The organism is Leptolyngbya iicbica LK (assembly GCF_004212215.1).
Lineage (GTDB): Bacteria > Cyanobacteriota > Cyanobacteriia > Phormidesmidales > Phormidesmidaceae > Halomicronema > Halomicronema iicbica.
In genome coordinates this window covers 395,927-415,229 of sequence record NZ_QVFV01000001.1, presented here as the reverse complement: position 1 = coordinate 415,229, position 19,303 = coordinate 395,927, and the positions used below count along the sequence as shown (strand labels likewise).

Genomic DNA, 19,303 nt, shown 5'->3' with positions numbered 1-19,303 from the left:
CTTGTCAATTTATTGACGTCTCTGGAACTGAGTAGTTGGTTGGCTTCGCTCGAGTTTGTGAGGCAGGTGGTAATGATTGCGGCAGCTGTCTTTTTCGCAAGATGTCTGAAAATTAGGAATTTAGATCGATGGCTTTTAGTCAGGTAAAAGTCCTTTAAGGTTTTTGAGCTTCCGGTCATTTCTGGCCGATAAGGTTGCCTGTCTTCAAAGAGTTTCGAGTTTTGATTCCTGTCTGTTCTTGTTTAATTGTCCAAGCTAGGAGAGTTGGAGAAAATTAATGGCGAATGAGTTGCAAGTTGAACTTTTAGAAAACAGTTTCGAGAAAGTCAAACCGCAAGCTAATGAGTTTGTCGCAAGTTTTTATGGCAACCTCTTTACCGATTACCCTGCGGCCAAGCCCCTATTTGCCAATTCCAACATGGAAGAGCAGGGCGGCAAGTTGCTCAAATCACTCGTGTTTGTGGTCGAAAACCTGCGCCGACCCGGTGAACTGACCGGTGCGCTCAAGGGCTTGGGAGCCCGTCACGTCAAGTACGGGGCGCTGCCAGAGCATTATCCTCTGGTGGGCAGCTCACTGCTAAAGACCTTTGAGCAGTATCTGGGAGAAGACTGGACTCCTGAAACCAAGCAGGCTTGGGTTGATGCCTACGGCGTCATTACTGAAGTCATGCTCGAAGGGGCTGATTATGACCAAGCGGCCGTTCAGCTCGAGTCCTCAGCCGCTGAGGTAGATGAAGCTACGGGGCTCAAGATTCAGCTTTTGGAAGAAAGCTTCGGCAAGGTCGCTCCCCGGGCAAATGAGTTTGTTGAGGGATTCTACGGCAACTTATTCACCGACTATCCTGCTGCTAAGCCTTTATTCACGCACACCAACATGGCCAAGCAGCAAAGAATGCTGCTGGATTCTCTCGTTTTTGTAGTGGAAAACCTGCGCGACCCTGGCAAGCTGACCGGAGCGTTGGAAGGCTTGGGCGCTCGTCATGTCAAGTATGGCGCTTTACCGGAGCACTATCCGCTCGTGGGTAATTCCTTGCTCAAAACCTTTGAACAGTTTCTCGGCAATGACTGGACGGCTGAAGTCAAGCAGGCTTGGATTGATGCCTACGGGCTGATTACCGAAGTGATGCTGAAGGGAGCCGACTACAACCAGGCGGATGTGCAGCTGGACTCAGTGGCCACCGTGGAAGCCCCGGAGAGCAATATCAGCACCGGCGCTGCCGCGGGGGTCATTGGCGGTGGGGCCATTGCGCTAATCGTCCTATTTTTGTTGGTTTAACGCTGGAGACTGCACGGAGCAAGATCGATGGCGTTGAGAAGCCAAATATTTAGATGGCGGTCTTGGCTGAATTTGAAAACCGCGATCGTCCTGGTGTGTATTGGCCTGGTGGCCTGGTTTGGAGCAGCCTTTGCGCTGGATAACAAGCAGGTCTTTTTACCTGGAGAGACTTCGGTCGGCCATTACATCTTTGAAACTTCTTGTGCTTCTTGCCATGAGGGATTCAAGCCGGTGAGCAACGAAACTTGTATGCGCTGTCACGAAGCGGAGATGGCTGAAGACAAGCATGGGGCCAGCAAATTTCGGGACCCCCGGTGGGCCGGAGAACTGGAGAAAATCGAGGCGCTGACTTGCACGACCTGCCACAACGAGCATGTCCATATGTTTGGGCGGGGAGTGCATTTGCAGCCTGATCTCTGTATGAACTGTCACCAAGGGATTATTGAGGGCGGTCTCAAGAGTCATGACGGGTTTGCCGCTGATGGCTGCTGGACGGCGGGTTGTCATAACTATCACGATCACCGTTCAATATCGACTGGCTTTTTGATTGAAAACATCGATCAGCCGCCGATGTTGCCCGTGCAGCAGCTCCCCGATCGCACTGTGTTTACCAAGTTAGAGACGGCTCCGACTCCTGACCTCACCCAAGAGTTTTTGGGAGGTGGGACATGACTCTGATGCTCTCATTGGGCCGCCTGGCGATCATCGTTGGCATGGTGGCGGGGCTCACCTGGGGTTGGGGCGCACCAGCTTGGGCCAATCCAGTCGATCAGGCCCAGATTGATGAAGCCACTCAGCTGTGGCAAACCAGTGCCCACGCTTTTAACGAAATCAATTGTTCGAGTTGTCATGAATCCAAGGAGACGAAGGAATTTGTGGCGCAGCCCGGGATCGAAAGCTGCCAGACCTGCCACGAGCAGGATGTTGATACCTTCTTACTCGGTCAGCACGGCATTCGGATGTTGGAAGGGCAGACACCCCTCACGCCCGCAATGGCTCGACTCCCGATGCAGCCGGACGCGATGAATCGACAAATGACCTGTAATAGCTGTCATGACGTGCACTCGGTGAACACGGTGCAAGCGGCGGTCGATTCTTGTCTGAGCTGCCACAGCGACAATCATTCCTTGAACTATGGCAACTCGCGCCATGCTGAGCTCTTTGCCGCCGATCGCGATTTACCTCGCCCTTCGGCTAGTTCGGTCAGTTGTGCGACCTGTCACCTGCCGCGTCATCAGACCGGCTCTGGCGACAATGCGGTGACGCTGGTCAATCACAACAACACGTACACGTTATTGCCCCGCGATCGCATGGTCAAAGACGTGTGTATGAACTGCCACGGCATGGAGTACAGCTACAACAGCATTTTTGACGATGACTTGGTGGAGGCCAACTTTGATGCCCCCCCGACCTTGGCCATGGAAACCTTTGAGCTGGTGCGCGACTTTGAATCGCGACGCACCGATCAAGGGGATGGTTAGGGCGATCGTCAAATCCAGCGTTCGTATCCCACGAACAATTTCACACCCCACATCACGATCACGTAACGTTCGCAAATCCGTTTGCTGATTTCTAAACAGAGGAGACAAGTCAAATGACACTCGTAGGAAAATGGATGAATACCCTGCGCCTGCGCGTAGTGGCTTTCATCGCAATCATTATGGCGGTGGCTGTCACTGCTGTTGCTTGTGGCGGCGGTACTACTGCTACCGCTTCTGCAGGCATTGCCCCTGAGTTGGTGGCTGATTACATTCATACGGTCATGGAAGCTGACCGGACTGCTTACACTCGCCATGTGGTGAGCCGCGTTAACGTCCTTGAAGGTAAGGAAAATCCTGATGGTGTCGTGCCCGTTGAGGCAACAGAAGCTTGGCAGCAAGGCTCAGGGATTCCGTTGCCTGCTCAAATGTTCCGCCTGGGTTCTGAGATTGCCAACGAAAAAGGGTATTTCACCTATAACCTGATTTCTCCTTGGTATATCAACGATAGCCATGCACCTAAAGGAGAATTTGAGGAAACGGCTGTCAATACCATGATCGAGACTGGTGAGCCGGTGAAAGATTACCAAGAAATTGGGGGTCAGCAGTATTTCTCGGCCATGTATCCCGACATCGCCGTGGCAGAAGCTTGTGCGTCTTGCCACAATACTCACCCCGTCCACCTGGAGCGCTATCCCGACAAGCAGTTTGTCGTTGATGACGTCATGGGTGGCGTGGTAATCAACATTCCCCTGGCAGGCGCTTAAGCGCTAATTGCTAATCGGGATTTTTGGGGAGTCTGGTGGTCAAAAACGGGCCGATTCGCAATGAGCGGTCAGTTGTTCCCCAAAAGCGAATGGTGCATTTACTCAATGGGTAAATCACCGCTGACGCTAGTTACCTGGGAACTAGCACTTCACATCTCCTAGTGAAGCCAACTAGAGGGGGGAGTCACCACCTCCCTTCTCTACCTCCCTGGGCCAGTTAGCAGTTATTGCTGTTCTTGAGACATGACTTCGTATAGCGCCGCGTAAATAGCTCCGTACATCCCCATGCTGCTGAACAAGGGGCTTAAGCCCCTTGCCTGTTGGTACTTACTGCGGACTGTTATATGACCACAACGGATAGTGATGAGGTTCACAGTTAGCAATTCCGGGTTCCACCTGTCGATATAGTCGCCAAGGGACTTAAGGTTTTCTTCAGTTTTCTGGGGTCTATGCTTTGGGGCTATTGACCAACGACCGATGACCTCGCTATCCCGCTTTTCTATTGCTTTTTTATCTCTTAAGTCATGAGCAAGCCTTCTCACTCCCGCGACATCGCTGACACGGCGCAACTGTCGGCGGCGACCAGTTCTAATACTGGGGATGACCTCGCCAGTCCGGCTGCAGCGATCGCTCCCCAACGGCGCAAACCGATGCGGCCTCGAGGTATTCAGCCTGGATTCAAAGTCTTAATTGGGTTGACGCTATTGACGGCGGCCTTGTTGGTGCCCTTTGCGTTGAGTGATGCCTATTTTGATTGGTTGCGATCGCAGTCTTTCGACCTGCATCAGTTCATTCGCGGGGAACTGTACAAACAGAGCACCGGCTATGCCACCCTCCTGTTTGTCGTTCTAGAGATGTTGCTCACCGTGCGTAAACGCGGCCGGGGTTGGATCGCCAGTATCAAACTACCAGGGTCGATGATGCTATGGCGCAGCCTGCACATCTTTGCGGGGGTTGGCTTGCTGGCGGTCGTGCTCATCCACACCCTGGGAGCCAATGGCCTCAACTTTAACGCCGTGTTTCTTTGGGTCTTTTTTGCCACCACCCTGACCGCGTTAGTGGGAGTTGTGGCTGAAACAGGCGTTTTAGAATCCACCCGCAGTTACTTTGGCAAATTGCCGGGTTCCGGCACCGTGCTCACCAAAGGCCCTCTGATTCGTGGCTTACGAGCGGTCTGGCTCACCAGTCATATCTTTTTTGTCGCGGTTTTCGTCGTCATGCTCGTGTTTCATATTGCTCTGGCTTATTACTACTAGTGACTTCCATGACGACTTTTTTGCAGTGGTTAGGCAACCGCGTTGAGCGGTGGGTATCGCAAATCATCCTGGCGTACTACGACTAAAATCTCATGACCGACCAGATTCGTTTGCTGGAAGACAGCTTTGCCAAAGTCAAACCGAATGCGATGGCGTTTTCGAACTGCTTTCATCAGCATTTGTTTGCTAAGCACCCGGATATTGAGCCCCTGTTTGGCGACCTCAGTTTGGAGCTGATGGAAAAGAAGCTCGTCGCTTCGCTGGCACTGATTGTCGAAAATTTGCACAATCCAGATGCGTTAGGCCATGCCCTGCAAGGTTTGGGCGCTTATCACGTGACCAAAGGGACGATGGCCGAGCACTATCCCTATGTGGGGCAAGCGTTGCTGGAAGCGTTTGAAGACTTTTTAGGCTCAGACTGGACGCCAGAGGTAGCTCAGGCGTGGATGGGGGCGTATCGCACCATTAGCGACATCATGCAGCAGGGGGCTGCGCACTCGGAAGATTTGCTGGATGGGGAATTGACCTTTTACGAGTGGCTAGATTTGTACGGTGAGTCGAGTCCGACCCTGCGCAAGTTAGTCGAATCGACCACCCACTTTAAGTACGGCACCCAAGAGTAATTGCAACCAGGATGTTGCTGTAGACAGTTGCCAGGGACGTCTGGTGACGGGGCGGAATCCCGCGATCGCTTGACTTAAATTCTGCATTCATCGTTCTACCCAAACCTATGACCGTGAATCGTATTTCTGCCACTTCAGACGTCAATCGCCGCAGCCTGTGGGCGATCGCCCTCATCGCCACCTTTGCGATCGCGGCGTTTTGGCTCACCCGTCCGGTTACCGGGGCGCAGAGTCTTTCGCCGGTATCGGGCTTGATGACGCTCAAAGCCAGTGCCCAAACTGCGACGCCTTACGAAACGGCGATCGCCAACGGCAAACCGACCTTAATCGAGTTTTATGCCGACTGGTGTACCACCTGTCAGGGCATGGCCCCCACGTTGCAAGCCATCCATCAAGACTATGGGGCGGCGCTCAACTTCGTCATGTTGGATATCGATGATCCTCAATGGCGCGAGCAGGTACAGCAGTTCAATGTGACGGGCGTGCCGCATCTGGTGCTGCGCCAAAGCGATGGTGCGATCACCGAAACCTTTGTCGGCAAAGTGCCTAAGTCAGTGCTCGTCGAACGCCTGCAGCCGCTGCTTTAAGCGATCGCCTCAGTTTTATGAATCCATGATTGCCGTTGATTGAGGGAATTGATGATGTCTCAAGGATTGATCAACCGAACCCGCCGCGATCGCCCAGCGATCGACCCAGTCCTAAGAACTGGGCGCATCAGTGGCTACGTTTCCGGGTTGCAACGACATATGCTGCAAATGGCTCATCCCTGGCAGCAGTCGCCAGGCAATCCCCAGCTGACCCGAGCCGAGAAGCAGCATTCTCGCAACCTTTCCAGTTTTTCGCTCACACAAAAGGGGTGACGATCATGGCCATTCTCAACCGCTTGCTGCATTTTTTGAAACTGCTGGAAGAACTGGTGGAGTTCGGGGAATTTTTGACCACTCCCCTCGGTAGCACTGGCGTCTTTTGTTTACTGAGCTATCAGGCGTTTGCGCTCATGGGCTGTGATGTGACGACCGCCACGATTTTGGCGAGCACGGCAGCACTGACCCTATACTGCACAATGAATCGGCCAACTTATTAATTTCTGGCATCATGACATCACGTTTGCGGCAATGGGGTTTGGGTTGGGCGCTCTTGGGGGCCATGTTGGTGACGTCTCCCCTCGCCTGTTCGGCGGAAGATGGCCTGACTCCACCCGAGTCGCCAGCCGCCATTTCCAGTATTCAAGACGAAACCTTTAAAGCCCTGCAAACCGCTGATGTGGTGTATTTGGGCGAGCGTCACGATAGTTTGGCTGATCATGCGGCTCAGTTAGAAATTATTGAAGGGCTCTATGCCGAGAACCCTAATTTGGCGATCGCCCTAGAGATGTTTCAGCGCCCGTTTCAACCCGCGATCGATCGCTACCTGGCAGGCGACATTACCGAAGAAGAGCTGATTGCCCAAACGGAATATTTGGAGCGGTGGGGCTTTCCCTGGGAATTTTATGCGCCTGTGCTGCGCTTTGCCCAAGCCCATGACCTGCCTGTACTCGCGTTGAATGCGCCAGCAGAAATTACTCGCCAAGTAGCTCGCGAGGGATTGGAAAGTCTTGAAGGTGATGACTTTCGCTACATTCCCCCCCTTGAGGAAATTGACACCAGCAACGCAGACTATCGAGAATTCGTCGCCGCTGCGTTTGGAGCGCACGGAGCCCACGGCGACTTCAATCTTGACAACTTCTTTGCCGCCCAAGTCACCTGGGATGAAACCATGGCAATGACGATCGCCGACTTCAAAACCGCTAATCCCGACACTCAGGTGGTCGTGCTAGCGGGCAATGGTCACGTCATTTATGGTCACGGCATTCCCGATCGCGTGCAGCGCCGCTTAGGCGATGACCTGACTCAGCAAATTGTCGTGCTCAACCCCATCGAATTTTTTGAGGAAGAAGGTGGGGCGATCGCCGATGCCTTCTGGTACAGCGAGTAACAGGCTAGGCGACATCCTCGAATTTTTCAATTGAACCGTGCTCTCTAACGCAGGAACAGACCGCCAAGACGACTCTCTAAACAGCAGGATAGCAACTGACATATCCCAGGCTGCTAGGCCCTCTCACCCTGCGACCCAACTACCCTGCGACTCCATCACTCTACCGATCCAAATTCAGCGCGCCCTGCTGCCGCAACCATTGCTTCTGCTCATCCGTCAGCCCTGACGCATCGGTAAACAAAGCGCCGCGCACGATCGCCTGATCAAAACAAGCCCCATTGAGTTGAGCCTTTTCAAAATTGGCCTCTCGCAAATCGGCCCCGCTGAAATTGGCCAAACTTAAGTTTGCCGATTCGCAATTAGTGCCGTAAAGCGACGCCTGGCGCAGATTTGCCCCCATCAATACCGCATTCCACAAATCGGCCCAGTCGAGTTGTGCGGCGATCAACACCGCGCCCGTCAAATCAGCTTCTGACAGGTCACAACTCAGCAAATCCGCCTCAGAAAAGTTGCTCCCCATCAGCAAGGCTTGGCCGAGTCTCGCTTGCGAAAGTTGCGCCCCTGCAAACGACACGCCCACCAGCATGGCTGACGACCAAGACGAATCGCGCAAGCGGGCATTGGCAAAGGTCGAGCGACTGCAATTTGATTCATCCAGTTGAGCCGAAATCAAGGATGCGCCTTCGAAATGCGATCGCGTCGCTTGGATACCTCTTAAATCCGCCTTATCGAAACAGGACTGGCGAGCGTTCACCTGGGTCAAATCGGCCTCATAAACCTTGGCCGCTTTGGCGACAGCCCCTTGTAGCGTGGCTCGGCAGAGACGGGCCTGAGTCAATACCGCTGCCGACAGTTCTGCATCAGACAAATCGCTGTCAGATAAATCTGCTAACACCAACGTTGCGTGGGACAAATCGATCGCTCGACAAGAAGCCTGCCGCAACTGGGCTCGACGCAAATAAGCCCGCGAAAAATCGCCGCCATCTAAGCAACTGTGATCGAGATTGAGATGACTCAACTCTGCTTGGGCGAGCGATTGTCCTGCTTGCAAACGAGCCATCACATGAGAGGCTTCCAGTTGCGTCATGATTGATTCCACTCAACATAGATATATTATGGCCATATTTGGTATCAGCCAATACAAAATAAATTGTGAAGCCGAAGGGTCGCAAGCGGTTTAGGTCGCAAGGCGATCGCTGCTCGCTTGCGGTTGACGGGCGCATCAGGTCATGGGGCTAGTGGCTTTGAACCCCGGCAGGGTTGAAACTCTATCGCATCAGGCCGCGCTTACCGTTCGGATACACCGTTGCCCAGTTCGTTCTGGCCGTCGCCAATTGCTCATCACTTACCCGTGCGCCGGTCAGGTCAGCCCCGCACAGATTGGCGCCCTTTAAGTTGGCATTCGAGAGCGTGGCATAGTTCAGATTGGCCCCTCGCAAGTCCGCCCCTTGTAGATTGGCATTGGTAAAGTAAGCGCGGCCCAGGTTTGCGCCCCGCAGAGCAACTTGCGTCAAATCAGCTCGCCCAAAATTAGCCCCCGTTAGATCGGCATTTTGGAAATTAGCCTTTTTGAGTTTTGACTCCACAAAGCTGGTGCCCGACAAGGTGACTTTGGAGAGATCAAGGGCAAACAGGGTCAACAGTGAAAAATCGCGTCGCCCCTTAGCATAGGCTTGTTTAAGCTCGTCAGCGGTAAGTTTGGTTTTGCCGCCGGAGCGTGAGCCAGAGGTCATGCGGGAGTTACGGGTGGTCATTCCTTGGCGAGAGTTAGGACCGCTATTGCCCGTGCGTGAGTTCGCCCGCTCACGGCGCGCCCGAATGGCTGCCGCCATGCGCGAAGAGGGGGAAGAGGCCGACTCGCGATTGCGGCCTTCTCGCAGTTGGTGATAATTTGAGCTGCTATTGAGATCACCTTTGCTGTCGTCGCGACCGCTAGTGGAATTTGGAAACGCCAGGTTTTGCGCCAGGCTATCCATGTAGGGTTCCAGATCAAGATCACGCAAGACTGCTTCCACCGACTGATAGCGGTGACGCACAGAAATTTCCAACATTTTTTGCAGCACGTCGGCAAAATGGTCGCTGACGTGAACTAAGTTGCGCCACATCATTTCCCCAGTGGTGGGGTCATAGTCCAAGTCTTTGGGCGATTTGGCCGTGAGCAGATAGATGCAGGTCACCCCCATCGCGTAAATATCGCTGGCGTATACCGGGCGCATGGCCATCTGCTCGGGCGGCGCATAACCGGGGGTGCCGATCGCATAGGCCGTGAGGGCGGTTTGGTCAGCGGTTTCTTGGGCCGGAGCCACTTTGTCTTTCACCGCCCCAAAGTCAATGAGCACCAGTTTTTTGTCTTCACTACGGCGAATCAAATTCGCGGGTTTGATATCGCGGTGAATAATTTTGTTGTCGTGAACGTATTGGATGAGGGGCAAGGCCTCGCTGAGAAATTGCCGCACACCTGCTTCGGTAAATGGGCCACCGCCCCGAACTTCTTGCTGTAGGGTTTTGCCGTTAATAAACTCCTGAACCAGGAAGAACTCGTTGTTGGTTTCAAAATAATCAAGCAGGCGCGGCAGTTGGGGATGGTTGCCGATTTTGCCGAGAATTTTGGCTTCTCGCTGAAACAGGTCGCGGGCCATATCGAGAATGTGCTGAGCATCGGCGGAGGGGCGTAGTTGCTTGATGACGCAAGGGGGATGACCCGGCAAAGATTCATCCCGCGCTAGGAAGGTCGCACCAAATCCTCCCCGCCCCAGAGCTCTCAAGGCGCGGTAGCGATCGCGCAATATCAGCTCGGCTCCGCAAGCTTGGCAGTGCGTAATCCGTGGGGGGTTTTTCGGTTTTGGGCAGTCTAAATTGGTGCAGTAACTCATGCGACCCGAGATAATGATGTGTGCCCGTGTAGTGTGTGTAGGAGCTACTGACGATAGAAGACCCTGTCGTTACAGAGACTGCGTGACTCCTGACTCCATACTATCGATGACAGCTAGCTACTTATACGTCCATAAAGACGCTGAATCATGAAAGCCAATGTGAGTGATGTCACATTACTCTAATTATTCCCACCTTCCTAGAGGGGTTTGATGCCCTTTTTAAGATTCTGATAAAGTTCTTGCGGGATTGCCTTAAAGCAATGCCTGAAATTGCGGCACAGCCCAATGAGCAGAGGCATTGCATGGGTCTGGAAAGCCAGCGGGGTGCGATCGCCCAGCGGCTCCTCAGCGGTCGCACCCTATTGCCGGAAACGCCCTGATGGTAAAGGGTGTAGCTATCGATCAGTAGCCCAGCTACCGACCATGAGTGGCGTCTGACCACGATTGTTCGCGATGGTCACGGGTTTTGAGACAATCACTGGAGTAGACTGACTAGGGGATGTTGCAAAAGGTTGCGAACTACCGCTGGGGCACTGGGCCGTTGATTTGATGGCGACCCCTGCCAGGTGAATCGTCTGGAGACACTCAGGCTGAGTCATCGGGGCCAGATATCGCAAACTGGTTGCAGCCGTCTTAACGCGGGCGATCGCCCTAATTCCGGACTGTTAGCTATCACACATTATCGAAAGAATCGATGCGGATCTCTCTAAACTGGCTCAAAGAACTCGTTGACATCACCCTATCGCCAGCGGCCTTGGCCGACGCGCTCACCATGGCGGGGTTCGAAGTTGAAGATATTGAAGATCGCAGCCAATGGGCCGATGGTGTGGTGGTAGGCTACGTCACTGAGCGGCAGCCGCACCCCAACTCTGACAAATTGAGTTTGTGCACCGTTGATATTGGGGCGGGTGAGCCTTCCTCAATCGTTTGTGGGGCGGCCAATGTCAAAGCGGACAGTTATGTTGCTGTGGCTACCGTGGGCACCCACTTGCCGATTCCTGATCTCAAGATTAAGCCGCGTGAAGTCCGCGGCGTATTGTCTGCGGGAATGATCTGCTCTCTCGCGGAGTTAGGACTGGCCAAAGAGTCTGCGGGCATTCACATTTTTTCTGAATCTGACTTGTCGGTAGGCAGCGATGCCCGTCCCCTGTTGGGGCTAGATGATGTGGTGCTAGATGTCACCTCTACGGCGAACCGGGCCGATGCGCTGAGCCTGGTGGGTATCGCCCGTGAAGTGGCGGCCATCACTGGAGCCGAACTCAAAATGCCGATCGCCCCCGCTGTGACGCCCCAATCCTCGACCTCGACGGTGGCGGTCAAGCTGAGTGACGAAAAAGCCGGCCCAATCTACATTGCTACGGTGTTGGCTGGGGTGAAAATTGGCCCGTCGCCGACCTGGTTGCAGCAGCGCTTACAAGCGGCAGGCACCCGTCCGATTAATAACGTGGTGGATATCACTAACTATGTCTTGCTGGAATGGGGCCAACCGCTCCATGCGTTTGATGGCGATCGCCTCGCCGCTGCGGCCAATAGCGCCAGTTATGAATTGGGTGTCCGGTATGGAAAAGACGGCGAAGCGCTGCTGACGTTAGATAGCCAGGAGCGATCGCTCAAGCCTGAATCCCTCGTCATTACCGCCAACGACCAGCCTGTTGCCCTGGCGGGGGTGATGGGGGGCGAAGCCACGGAGGTCATTGACAGCACCACGACCGTCACCCTGGAAGCGGCCTACTTTGACGCGGCGGTGATTCGTAAGTCGGCCCGCAGCCAGGGATTGCGCACCGAAGCGTCGGCCCGCTACGAGCGGGGGGTGAATCCGGCCGAATTGGGCTTGGCCTGCGATCGCGCCGTCCATCTGATGACGACCCTGGCCTCGGCCCAAGTCGTTTCTCAAGTGACGGCTCGTACCCCGGTCGGGGAAATTACTCCTACCCGCACCCTGGATCTCGGGTTGTCGCGCGTCCATGCGATTTTGGGACCCGTCACTAACCTGGGCGAGTCGCCTGTGCCGCTACCGGCGGCCCAAGTCAAAACCGTGCTCGAAACGCTGGGCTGCGAAGTTGCCGCGAGCAGTGACGAGGTGTGGCAGGTCACCGTGCCCCCGTTCCGCTATCGCGACCTAGAGCGAGAAATTGACCTCATTGAAGAAGTGGCCCGCATCTACGGCTATAACCACTTTGCCAATACTCTGCCCCAAGCTGCTGCCGGGGGAGAATTGTCGCCTGAAGCGGCCCTCTCTCAAAAGCTGCGGCAAACCTGTCGCGGAGCCGGGTTGACGGAACTGATTCACTACTCGTTGACCAAACCGACTTCCCCCGATCAGGTCGTGTTGGCCAATCCCCTCTTCCCCGAATATTCGGCCCTGCGCACAGACTTAATCGATGGCTTGGTTAAAGCCTATAAGTTCAACCTGGAGCAGGGGAATGGCCCGTTGAACGGGTTTGAAATTGGGCGCATTTTCCAACTCGTAGACGGTGAGCCGCAAGAGTCGGAAGTGGTGGGCGGTATCATGGGCGGCGATGCTCGGCAAGGCAAGTGGGTGACCAGCGATCGCCCCCAGCCCCTCACCTGGTTTGAGGCCAAAGGAGTGTTGGAAGCCATCTTTCAGCGATTGGGCTTAGCGGTGGACTATCGATCCGATAGCGACGATCAGCGATTGCATCCCGGTCGGACAGCCTCCCTCTGGGTGCGAGGACGGTTGCGTCTGGGCACCTTTGGGCAACTGCACCCGCAATTGTGTCAAGCGCAAGACTTGCCCGATGAGGTCTACGTCTTTCAGCTCAATTGGTCAGCCCTGGTGACGTGTCTGGCAAGCGGACGGCGCAAAGCGGTGAAATTCCAGCCCTATTCCACGTTCCCGGCGAGCGATCGCGATATCGCCTTCTACGCTCCGGTGACCGTCACCGTAGCCGATCTCGAAAAAGCGATGGCCAAGGCTGGAGGCAAACTCCTCAATTCGGTCACGCTGTTCGATGAGTACCAAGGGGAATCGGTGCCCGATGGTCAGCGGAGCCTCGCCTTCCGGCTGGTGTATCGCGCCCTCGATCGCACCCTCACCGATGACGATGTGGAACCCGTGCATCAAAAAGTCCGCGCGGCGTTAGAGAAGCAATTTAAGGTGGCTCTGCGAAGCTAGAGACTCGACGACTTTGCCTAAACCTAATCACCCTGCACCTTCTGGAGGAAGATGCAGGGTGAAGACTGTTGAGTGAATACGTTGACGCCGATTACTCGCAAAATTAGGGCTGAATCGTGCCCGATCGCACCCCTTCGGTATAGTCGCGATCGAGCTTGAAGACCACTACCGCTAGGGGCGGCAACGTCACGTCGATGGAATAGGGCTTGCCGTGGTAAGACCATTCATCGGTCCACTTGCCGCCCAGATTGCCCATGTTGCTGCCGCCAAATTCGCGGGCATCGCTGTTAAAGATTTCGCGATAGTAGCCGCTCTCGGGCACGCCGAGACGATAGTGGCTGTGGGGCTGAGGGGTGAAATTGCAGATCGTCACCACAAAATCATGGCTATCGCGATCGCGGCGAATGAACGACACGACGCTGTGTCGATTGTCATTACAGTCAATCCACTCAAAGCCATCTTGCGAAAAGTCGTTGGTATAGAGCGCGGGCTCGCTCTTATACAACTCATTTAACTTGGTCATGAAAGTGTGATGCTTTTGGTGGGGCTCATATTGCAGCAGGTGCCATTCCAAATCGCCCCACACATTCCACTCGCTCCACTGACCATACTCCATGCTCATGAAGAGGGTCTTTTTGCCCGGATGGGTGAACATGTACGTAAAGAGACACCGCATGTTGGCGAACTTTTGCCACTCATCTCCCGGCATTTTGCCGAGCATGTTGCTCTTGCCGTGGACGACCTCGTCATGGGAGAGGGCCAGCATAAAGTTTTCGCTAAAGGCGTACCAAATGCTAAAGGTCACGTTGTTTTGGTGGAACTGCCGGAACCACGGATCCATGTGGAAGTAGTCCAGCATGTCGTGCATCCAGCCCATGTTCCACTTCAGGTTGAAGCCAAGACCGCCGACGTAGGTAGGCCAAGACACCATGGGCCAAGATGTGGATTCTTCGGCAATGGAGAGAACACCGGGAAAGTAGCTGAAGACAACATGATTGACTTGCCGCAAAAAGTCAGCGGCCTCGATGTTTTCGCGCCCACCATACTCGTTGGCGACCCAAGCGCCATCTTCCCGTAAGTAGTCGAGATACAGCATCGAGGCTACAGCATCCACCCGCATCCCGTCGATGTGGTACTTGTCGAACCAAAACAGAGCATTGGCGACGAGGAAATTGCGGACTTCGTTGCGCCCGTAGTTAAAGACCAGCGTGCCCCACTGCTTGTGCTCACCCTGACGCGGATCGGCATGTTCGTACAAATGGGTACCGTCGAAGAACGCCAGTCCGTGACCATCTTTGGGAAAGTGACCGGGCACCCAGTCGATGAGGACGCCGATGCCCGCTTGGTGGCACTGATCCACGAAGTACATGAAATCTTCGGGGGTGCCGTAGCGCGAGGTCGCGGCATAGTACCCCGTCACCTGATAGCCCCAGGAACCGTCGAACGGATGCTCGGCGATCGGTAGCAGTTCAATATGGGTAAAGCCCAGTTCTTTGACGTAGGGAATCAGCTTGGCGGCAAGTTCGCGGTAAGTCAGGAACCGCGCCCCTGGCTTCAGTTCGGCTACCTGCACAGCGGGTTCAATGCTGCCGTCAGGCAAGACGGACGGTTCTGCTGAAGAGGCGTGTAACCAAGAGCCGAGATGGACTTCATATACAGATACTGGGTGATCCAGCGGTTCGGTCTGTCGCCGCTGCTCCATCCAGTCGGCATCTTGCCATTCGTAGGCGTCTAAATCGGTGACGATAGACGCGGTTTTGGGCCGCACCTCTTGCTGAAAGCCGTACGGGTCAGACTTTTCGTAAATGTGGCCGTGATGGTTTTTGATTTCGTACTTGTAGTGCTCGCCGTAGCCAATCTCGGGAATAAATAGTTCCCAGATGCCATTGCCGGTGCGCCGCATTTGGTGCTTGCGGCCATCCCAATAGTTGAAATCGCCGAGGACAGAGACGTTGCGGGCGCTGGGAGCCCAAACGGCGAAGTAAACACCGCTGACGCCATCGATTTCAGTGACGTGGGCGCCGAGTTTTTCGTAGATGCGGTGGTGGTTACCCTCGGCAAAGAGATGCACATCAAAGTCAGTGATCCGCCGAGTCTTGAAAGCATAGGGGTCGTAAACGTACCGCTCGTGTTCCCCTTCTTGGTACTTGAGCTGGTAGTTGCTCAGCTCTTGGGTAGTCAGTACGCATTCAAAGAAATGGGGATTGTGCCCCTGTTCCATGGGGTACTCGCTGCGGCTCTCAGGCAACACTACCCAGGCGGCGTCGGCGGTTGGCAGGTAGGCTCTGATGGCCCACACCGTTTGGCCATCTTGTTGAATCATGTGGGGGCCTAGCACCTCGAAGGGGTCGTGATGCTGGTTCCAAACGATGCTATCAATCTGCTCTGGAGCAACCGTAACAGCCATAGGTAACCTTATATAAAACGGGTTTCAGAAGCGATATGGGGGTGAGTTTCTCCGCTGGGGAGTTGCTTGAACAAGCCTCCCTGCTAGTTGGGGGCTGGCACTGCCAAACCCTTATAGCAACCTTGCGGTCTTGGGGAGATTGTTTAAGTGCTAAGCCCCTAGGCGTTGATTTGAGAAGTTTTTGATCTATGCGGTTTAGATTAACAAAACTTCGTAACAAAATTAGAACTCGCTGGTGGAAAGAGGAGAGTTTTTTTGCCCGGCTATGGCAAGAAGGGGATCACGGGGCGTAGGACTCGCCGAATTTGGAGTAGAAAGACGACTTCGCGAATTTGGGAATCGAGCGTTGGCGCGGGATAGTCCACGATCGCGGCTTGTAAGTCTTCGTACTCGGCTGGGGTGAGGGGGGTACCATCGATGGGCGATCGCGCTTCTAAAATGATTTCTGTGCGCAGCCGTTCTTCGGGCACGTCTTCTGGCGGCGGCAAGGCGCGACCCGCCGCTTGACCAGACAGCACACCGACACTCGTCAATAGCGGCAACAGCAGAGACGTCAACTTCATGCGGGTAACGATACGGCGGAAACTGCTCACACCATACTCTTTTGCGCCGCATCTGTAACCCTGAGCCGCCCGACTCGATGGCATGGCGGAACTGACCAGGGGGGGGCACACGTCAGGGAATTTACGCAGTATGTTGATGAACAAGCAGCCGAAGCGCGGCGATCGCTTTCTGAAGGGGTCGCCAGCAACAAGCGGCATAATGATGGGGGCAGTCAGGCCAAGACTCGATACCCTAAGGACGATTAGACAAGGATTTGCGATATGAAGCATGTATTTTCAAGGACTGTTGGGCTGTTGGCGACGATGACTGTTCTTTCGGGAGGGATTTGCTTCGGCCCCGCCACGATCGCCAACGCTCAAACCATTCTTGAAGAAGAAGGGACGATTACCCCAGCCCTCAAAGATTATCCGTTGGCGATTGAGGCCGGAGACATCATCGCGATTGTGGTGACCAGCGAAGACTTTGACACGATGGTGTCGTTAATTGGTCCCGATGGCGAAGAGGTGGCCTTTAACGACGATTACGGCGGCACGTTGAACTCTCGCATCGTCTACTCGGCCACGTCGAGCGGCGACTACATCATCCGCGCCATGACCTATGACGGCCAGCAGGGCGGCGACTTTATGTTAGAGGTGCGTCCCGCTTCGCCTTATGAAGTGGCCTTTAACGAGGCGCAGATGAGTTTGGAAGCGCAAGACTTGGCCGGTGCGATTGACGCGTTTACTACCGCGATCGAACTCGATGACAGCAACCCTGAAGCGTTTTTAGGCCGAGCCGATGCCACCTTTGGTCAAGCCTTAGATGAATGGGAAAGTCAGGGCAACTTTGACGAAAACGCCGATGCTTCTTTTGAAGAGCAGTTTTTGGAAGATTTACCCCCTCTGGTGCGTGATCTGATTGTGACGGATTTTGAAACGGCGGCTGAGCTCTACGAAGCCGATGGCGATCCGTTCACAGCGCAACGGTTGAGGGAGCAAATTCTCTACATCGAAACGGGCGAAGCTCCCGGACCAACGGGGGGCGGGCCGCGCACTGAATAGCCTGGGCTGAATGAAGGCTCAAGGAGGGGAGGCGCGATCGCCGCTCGAAAATTTTCAGAATTCTGTCCGGATGCGACGCCTCCCCTCAGTAGAAAGGAATGGTAGATGCACCCTGATTTCTAACCCTCGGCCTGACGGTCGGGGGTTTTTTGTGGCCTTGGGGCCGTCGTGGACGACCGTGACCTGGGTCGGCGATCGCGGTGGGTGACGATAAAATCGCCTAGAGGTTAAGCAAAAGCGATACACTGACCTCGACAGGTCTGCTGACTGACCGCTCGTCACCGTCAAGTAAGGCGGTTGCCGTCGAGCCTGCGATCGCGGCTCACAATCCTGAGCGATGGCGCCCCGCCGCCGATGCTGAACCTGTCAGGTTAAATTGTTCCAGTCTCCAAGCGCATGTCATCCACTACGCCGATTCCCATTCTGTTAGTCACTGCCGACCAGTTGCAGACCCACTTCAAAGCCGAAAAAAACTGGATCGACGCGATGGGATTTAAGGCCGAGCCCGGCACCTTTTGCTTGCTTCCCGGCGCGCAGCAAAGTCTCTCAAAAGTCTTAGTGGGTCGCCCAGAGACCCTAGATATGTGGCTGCTCGGGTTGTTGTCGCAATCCTTGCCCGCCAATCGTTATGAGTTGACCAGTGACTTGACGCCAGATGAGGCGACCGCGCTGACCCTGGGATGGCGACTGGGGCAATACGCCTTTAACCGCTACAAGCAAACCAAACCGGGGGCGATCGCTGAGCTCTTGCCCCCCGACAATGCTGACCTGGCTTATATCGACGCGGTCGTTGAGGCGACCTTTCTCGCCCGCGACCTGATCAACACTCCCGCCAACAACATGGGGCCAGATGATCTGGAAGAAGCGGCTCGCATTCTGGCTGTGACCTACGACGCTGACCTCAACGTCACCAAAGGTAAACAGCTCGAAGCCGAAAACTACCCGATGATTTATGCCGTCGGTCAAGCGAGCGTGTCAGCCCCCCGCTTAATTGACCTGCGCTGGGGCGATGTCGATGCGCCTAAAGTGACTCTAGTGGGCAAAGGCGTCTGTTTTGACTCTGGCGGCCTCGACCTTAAGCCTGCCAAAGGCATGTTGATGATGAAGAAAGACATGGGGGGTGCCGCTCACGTGCTGGGGCTGGCCACCATGATCATGAAGCTCAATCTGCCCGTTTGTTTGCGGGTTCTCATCCCTGCGGTGGAAAATAGCGTCGCGGGCAATGCCATGCGTCCGCTGGATGTGATTCCGACCCGCAAAGGTATCACCGTCGAAGTCGGCAATACGGATGCTGAGGGCCGACTGGTGTTGGCTGATGCCCTGTGGGAAGCCAGCAGCGAGCAACCTGAGCTGATTGTGGATTTTGCGACACTGACCGGGGCTGCCCGAGTCGCTCTGGGGACTGAACTGCCCGCCTTTTTCTGCAATGATCCGGCCTTTTTAGAACCGCTTGAGAAGGCAATGCAAGCGACCACTGACCCCCTCTGGAATTTGCCGCTCCATGAGCCCTATCGAGAGTTGCTCAATAGCAAAGTGGCCGACCTGTCGAATGTCTCCAGTGGTTCCTACGGGGGGGCGATTACGGCTGCCCTCTTCTTGCAAGAGTTCATTCAAGCCCAAATTCCCTGGATTCACATTGACGTGATGGCTTGGAACCTGCGCAATCTTCCTGGACGGCCCGAAGGGGGCGAAGTGATGGGGATGCGCACAATTTTTGAGCTGATTCAGCAACAGATTGCAGTGCCGCAGAACTAGGCGTTGTCGCTGGCCATGCCTCGGTTAGTTGATGGGGGTAGCGGGCGAACCTCTGGTTGCCGGTCAATCATTGGATTTTTCAGTTAATTGAGCGCCAGATTAAGAGTTGTCGCTGACTGGACCGCAATGTTGTGCAGAATAAGCTACCTTGCAA

Annotated in this window: 18 protein-coding genes; 14 read left to right on the top strand and 4 right to left on the bottom strand. The window is 54.8% G+C overall.

The annotated features are described in order from the left end of the window. Positions 1 to 277: 277 nt before the first annotated feature. The 10 genes from DYY88_RS01705 to DYY88_RS01660 all read left to right on the top strand — a co-directional run bounded on the left by DYY88_RS01705 (position 278) and on the right by DYY88_RS01660 (position 7,374). Positions 278 to 1,276 (top strand): globin family protein, encoded by a 999-nt coding sequence (locus DYY88_RS01705; protein ID WP_039724586.1) that lies wholly within the window; start codon positions 278 to 280, stop codon positions 1,274 to 1,276. Between the two features lie 27 nt (positions 1,277 to 1,303). Beyond that, positions 1,304 to 1,948: a cytochrome c3 family protein gene (locus DYY88_RS01700; RefSeq protein WP_044150316.1), complete on the top strand. Its 645-nt coding sequence runs from the start codon at positions 1,304 to 1,306 to the stop codon at positions 1,946 to 1,948. Further along, on the top strand, positions 1,945 to 2,757 hold the full coding sequence (locus DYY88_RS01695; protein WP_201278880.1) for a hypothetical protein: 813 nt from the start codon (positions 1,945 to 1,947) through the stop codon (positions 2,755 to 2,757). Before DYY88_RS01700 ends, DYY88_RS01695 begins: the two co-directional genes overlap by 4 nt. Positions 2,758 to 2,870: 113 nt before the next feature. Next, a complete protein-coding gene (locus DYY88_RS01690) occupies positions 2,871 to 3,521 on the top strand; it encodes a c-type heme family protein (RefSeq protein WP_039724588.1) in 651 nt (216 codons plus the stop codon). A 524-nt stretch (positions 3,522 to 4,045) separates the two neighbouring features. After that, on the top strand, positions 4,046 to 4,777 hold the full coding sequence (locus DYY88_RS01685; RefSeq protein WP_201278881.1) for a hypothetical protein: 732 nt from the start codon (positions 4,046 to 4,048) through the stop codon (positions 4,775 to 4,777). 92 nt (positions 4,778 to 4,869) lie between these two features. Then, a complete protein-coding gene (locus DYY88_RS01680; protein WP_039724590.1) occupies positions 4,870 to 5,400 on the top strand; it encodes a globin family protein in 531 nt (176 codons plus the stop codon). Positions 5,401 to 5,507: 107 nt separating this feature from the next. Further along, positions 5,508 to 5,987 (top strand): thioredoxin domain-containing protein, encoded by a 480-nt coding sequence (locus DYY88_RS01675; protein ID WP_039724591.1) that lies wholly within the window; start codon positions 5,508 to 5,510, stop codon positions 5,985 to 5,987. 54 nt (positions 5,988 to 6,041) lie between these two features. Beyond that, positions 6,042 to 6,260 carry a hypothetical protein gene (locus tag DYY88_RS01670; protein ID WP_044150315.1) on the top strand — a complete coding sequence of 73 codons (219 nt, stop codon included), beginning with the start codon at positions 6,042 to 6,044 and terminating at the stop codon, positions 6,258 to 6,260. A gap of 5 nt (positions 6,261 to 6,265) precedes the next feature. Further along, positions 6,266 to 6,484, top strand: a complete 219-nt coding sequence (locus tag DYY88_RS01665) for a hypothetical protein (RefSeq protein WP_039724935.1) — start codon at positions 6,266 to 6,268, stop codon at positions 6,482 to 6,484. 11 nt (positions 6,485 to 6,495) lie between these two features. Next, a complete protein-coding gene (locus DYY88_RS01660; RefSeq protein WP_063776142.1) occupies positions 6,496 to 7,374 on the top strand; it encodes a ChaN family lipoprotein in 879 nt (292 codons plus the stop codon). Positions 7,375 to 7,534: 160 nt separating this feature from the next. Here DYY88_RS01660 and DYY88_RS01655 read toward each other — a convergent pair whose 3' ends face one another. Beyond that, a complete protein-coding gene (locus tag DYY88_RS01655; RefSeq protein ID WP_039724593.1) occupies positions 7,535 to 8,461 on the bottom strand; it encodes a pentapeptide repeat-containing protein in 927 nt (308 codons plus the stop codon). 181 nt (positions 8,462 to 8,642) lie between these two features. Further along, complete coding sequence (locus DYY88_RS01650) at positions 8,643 to 10,247, bottom strand: serine/threonine-protein kinase (protein WP_039724595.1); 1,605 nt, start codon at positions 10,245 to 10,247, stop codon at positions 8,643 to 8,645. A gap of 694 nt (positions 10,248 to 10,941) precedes the next feature. Between DYY88_RS01650 and pheT the strand changes: the two genes are divergently transcribed. Continuing rightward, the gene (gene pheT / locus DYY88_RS01645) at positions 10,942 to 13,383 is read left to right on the top strand and encodes a phenylalanine--tRNA ligase subunit beta (RefSeq protein WP_039724596.1); all 2,442 of its coding nucleotides are present in this window, start codon (positions 10,942 to 10,944) and stop codon (positions 13,381 to 13,383) included. 103 nt (positions 13,384 to 13,486) lie between these two features. On the opposite strand, the gene glgB is transcribed toward pheT, so the two are convergent. Both glgB and DYY88_RS01635 read right to left on the bottom strand, forming a co-directional pair. Continuing rightward, positions 13,487 to 15,790 (bottom strand): 1,4-alpha-glucan branching enzyme, encoded by a 2,304-nt coding sequence (gene glgB, locus DYY88_RS01640; RefSeq protein ID WP_039724597.1) that lies wholly within the window; start codon positions 15,788 to 15,790, stop codon positions 13,487 to 13,489. A gap of 263 nt (positions 15,791 to 16,053) precedes the next feature. Then, complete coding sequence (locus DYY88_RS01635) at positions 16,054 to 16,353, bottom strand: hypothetical protein (protein ID WP_039724598.1); 300 nt, start codon at positions 16,351 to 16,353, stop codon at positions 16,054 to 16,056. 303 nt (positions 16,354 to 16,656) lie between these two features. On the opposite strand from DYY88_RS01635, the gene DYY88_RS01630 reads away from it, so the two are divergent. The 3 genes from DYY88_RS01630 to DYY88_RS01620 all read left to right on the top strand — a co-directional run bounded on the left by DYY88_RS01630 (position 16,657) and on the right by DYY88_RS01620 (position 19,149). Beyond that, positions 16,657 to 17,394, top strand: coding sequence for a PPC domain-containing protein (locus DYY88_RS01630; RefSeq protein ID WP_052288128.1), 738 nt, complete (start codon positions 16,657 to 16,659; stop codon positions 17,392 to 17,394). A gap of 10 nt (positions 17,395 to 17,404) precedes the next feature. Beyond that, positions 17,405 to 17,602 (top strand): hypothetical protein, encoded by a 198-nt coding sequence (locus DYY88_RS01625; protein WP_130199294.1) that lies wholly within the window; start codon positions 17,405 to 17,407, stop codon positions 17,600 to 17,602. Positions 17,603 to 17,790: 188 nt separating this feature from the next. Further along, a complete protein-coding gene (locus DYY88_RS01620) occupies positions 17,791 to 19,149 on the top strand; it encodes a leucyl aminopeptidase family protein (protein ID WP_039724600.1) in 1,359 nt (452 codons plus the stop codon). Positions 19,150 to 19,303 lie beyond the last annotated feature (154 nt).

Coding starts and splice junctions, on each gene's coding strand:
- DYY88_RS01705 (WP_039724586.1), top strand. CDS start 278: ATGGCGAATGAGTTGCAAGTTGAACTTTTAGAAAACAGTTTCGAGAAA.
- DYY88_RS01700 (WP_044150316.1), top strand. CDS start 1,304: ATGGCGTTGAGAAGCCAAATATTTAGATGGCGGTCTTGGCTGAATTTG.
- DYY88_RS01695 (WP_201278880.1), top strand. CDS start 1,945: ATGACTCTGATGCTCTCATTGGGCCGCCTGGCGATCATCGTTGGCATG.
- DYY88_RS01690 (WP_039724588.1), top strand. CDS start 2,871: ATGACACTCGTAGGAAAATGGATGAATACCCTGCGCCTGCGCGTAGTG.
- DYY88_RS01685 (WP_201278881.1), top strand. CDS start 4,046: ATGAGCAAGCCTTCTCACTCCCGCGACATCGCTGACACGGCGCAACTG.
- DYY88_RS01680 (WP_039724590.1), top strand. CDS start 4,870: ATGACCGACCAGATTCGTTTGCTGGAAGACAGCTTTGCCAAAGTCAAA.
- DYY88_RS01675 (WP_039724591.1), top strand. CDS start 5,508: ATGACCGTGAATCGTATTTCTGCCACTTCAGACGTCAATCGCCGCAGC.
- DYY88_RS01670 (WP_044150315.1), top strand. CDS start 6,042: ATGTCTCAAGGATTGATCAACCGAACCCGCCGCGATCGCCCAGCGATC.
- DYY88_RS01665 (WP_039724935.1), top strand. CDS start 6,266: ATGGCCATTCTCAACCGCTTGCTGCATTTTTTGAAACTGCTGGAAGAA.
- DYY88_RS01660 (WP_063776142.1), top strand. CDS start 6,496: ATGACATCACGTTTGCGGCAATGGGGTTTGGGTTGGGCGCTCTTGGGG.
- DYY88_RS01655 (WP_039724593.1), bottom strand. CDS start 8,461: ATGACGCAACTGGAAGCCTCTCATGTGATGGCTCGTTTGCAAGCAGGA.
- DYY88_RS01650 (WP_039724595.1), bottom strand. CDS start 10,247: ATGAGTTACTGCACCAATTTAGACTGCCCAAAACCGAAAAACCCCCCA.
- pheT (WP_039724596.1), top strand. CDS start 10,942: ATGCGGATCTCTCTAAACTGGCTCAAAGAACTCGTTGACATCACCCTA.
- glgB (WP_039724597.1), bottom strand. CDS start 15,790: ATGGCTGTTACGGTTGCTCCAGAGCAGATTGATAGCATCGTTTGGAAC.
- DYY88_RS01635 (WP_039724598.1), bottom strand. CDS start 16,353: ATGAAGTTGACGTCTCTGCTGTTGCCGCTATTGACGAGTGTCGGTGTG.
- DYY88_RS01630 (WP_052288128.1), top strand. CDS start 16,657: ATGACTGTTCTTTCGGGAGGGATTTGCTTCGGCCCCGCCACGATCGCC.
- DYY88_RS01625 (WP_130199294.1), top strand. CDS start 17,405: ATGAAGGCTCAAGGAGGGGAGGCGCGATCGCCGCTCGAAAATTTTCAG.
- DYY88_RS01620 (WP_039724600.1), top strand. CDS start 17,791: ATGTCATCCACTACGCCGATTCCCATTCTGTTAGTCACTGCCGACCAG.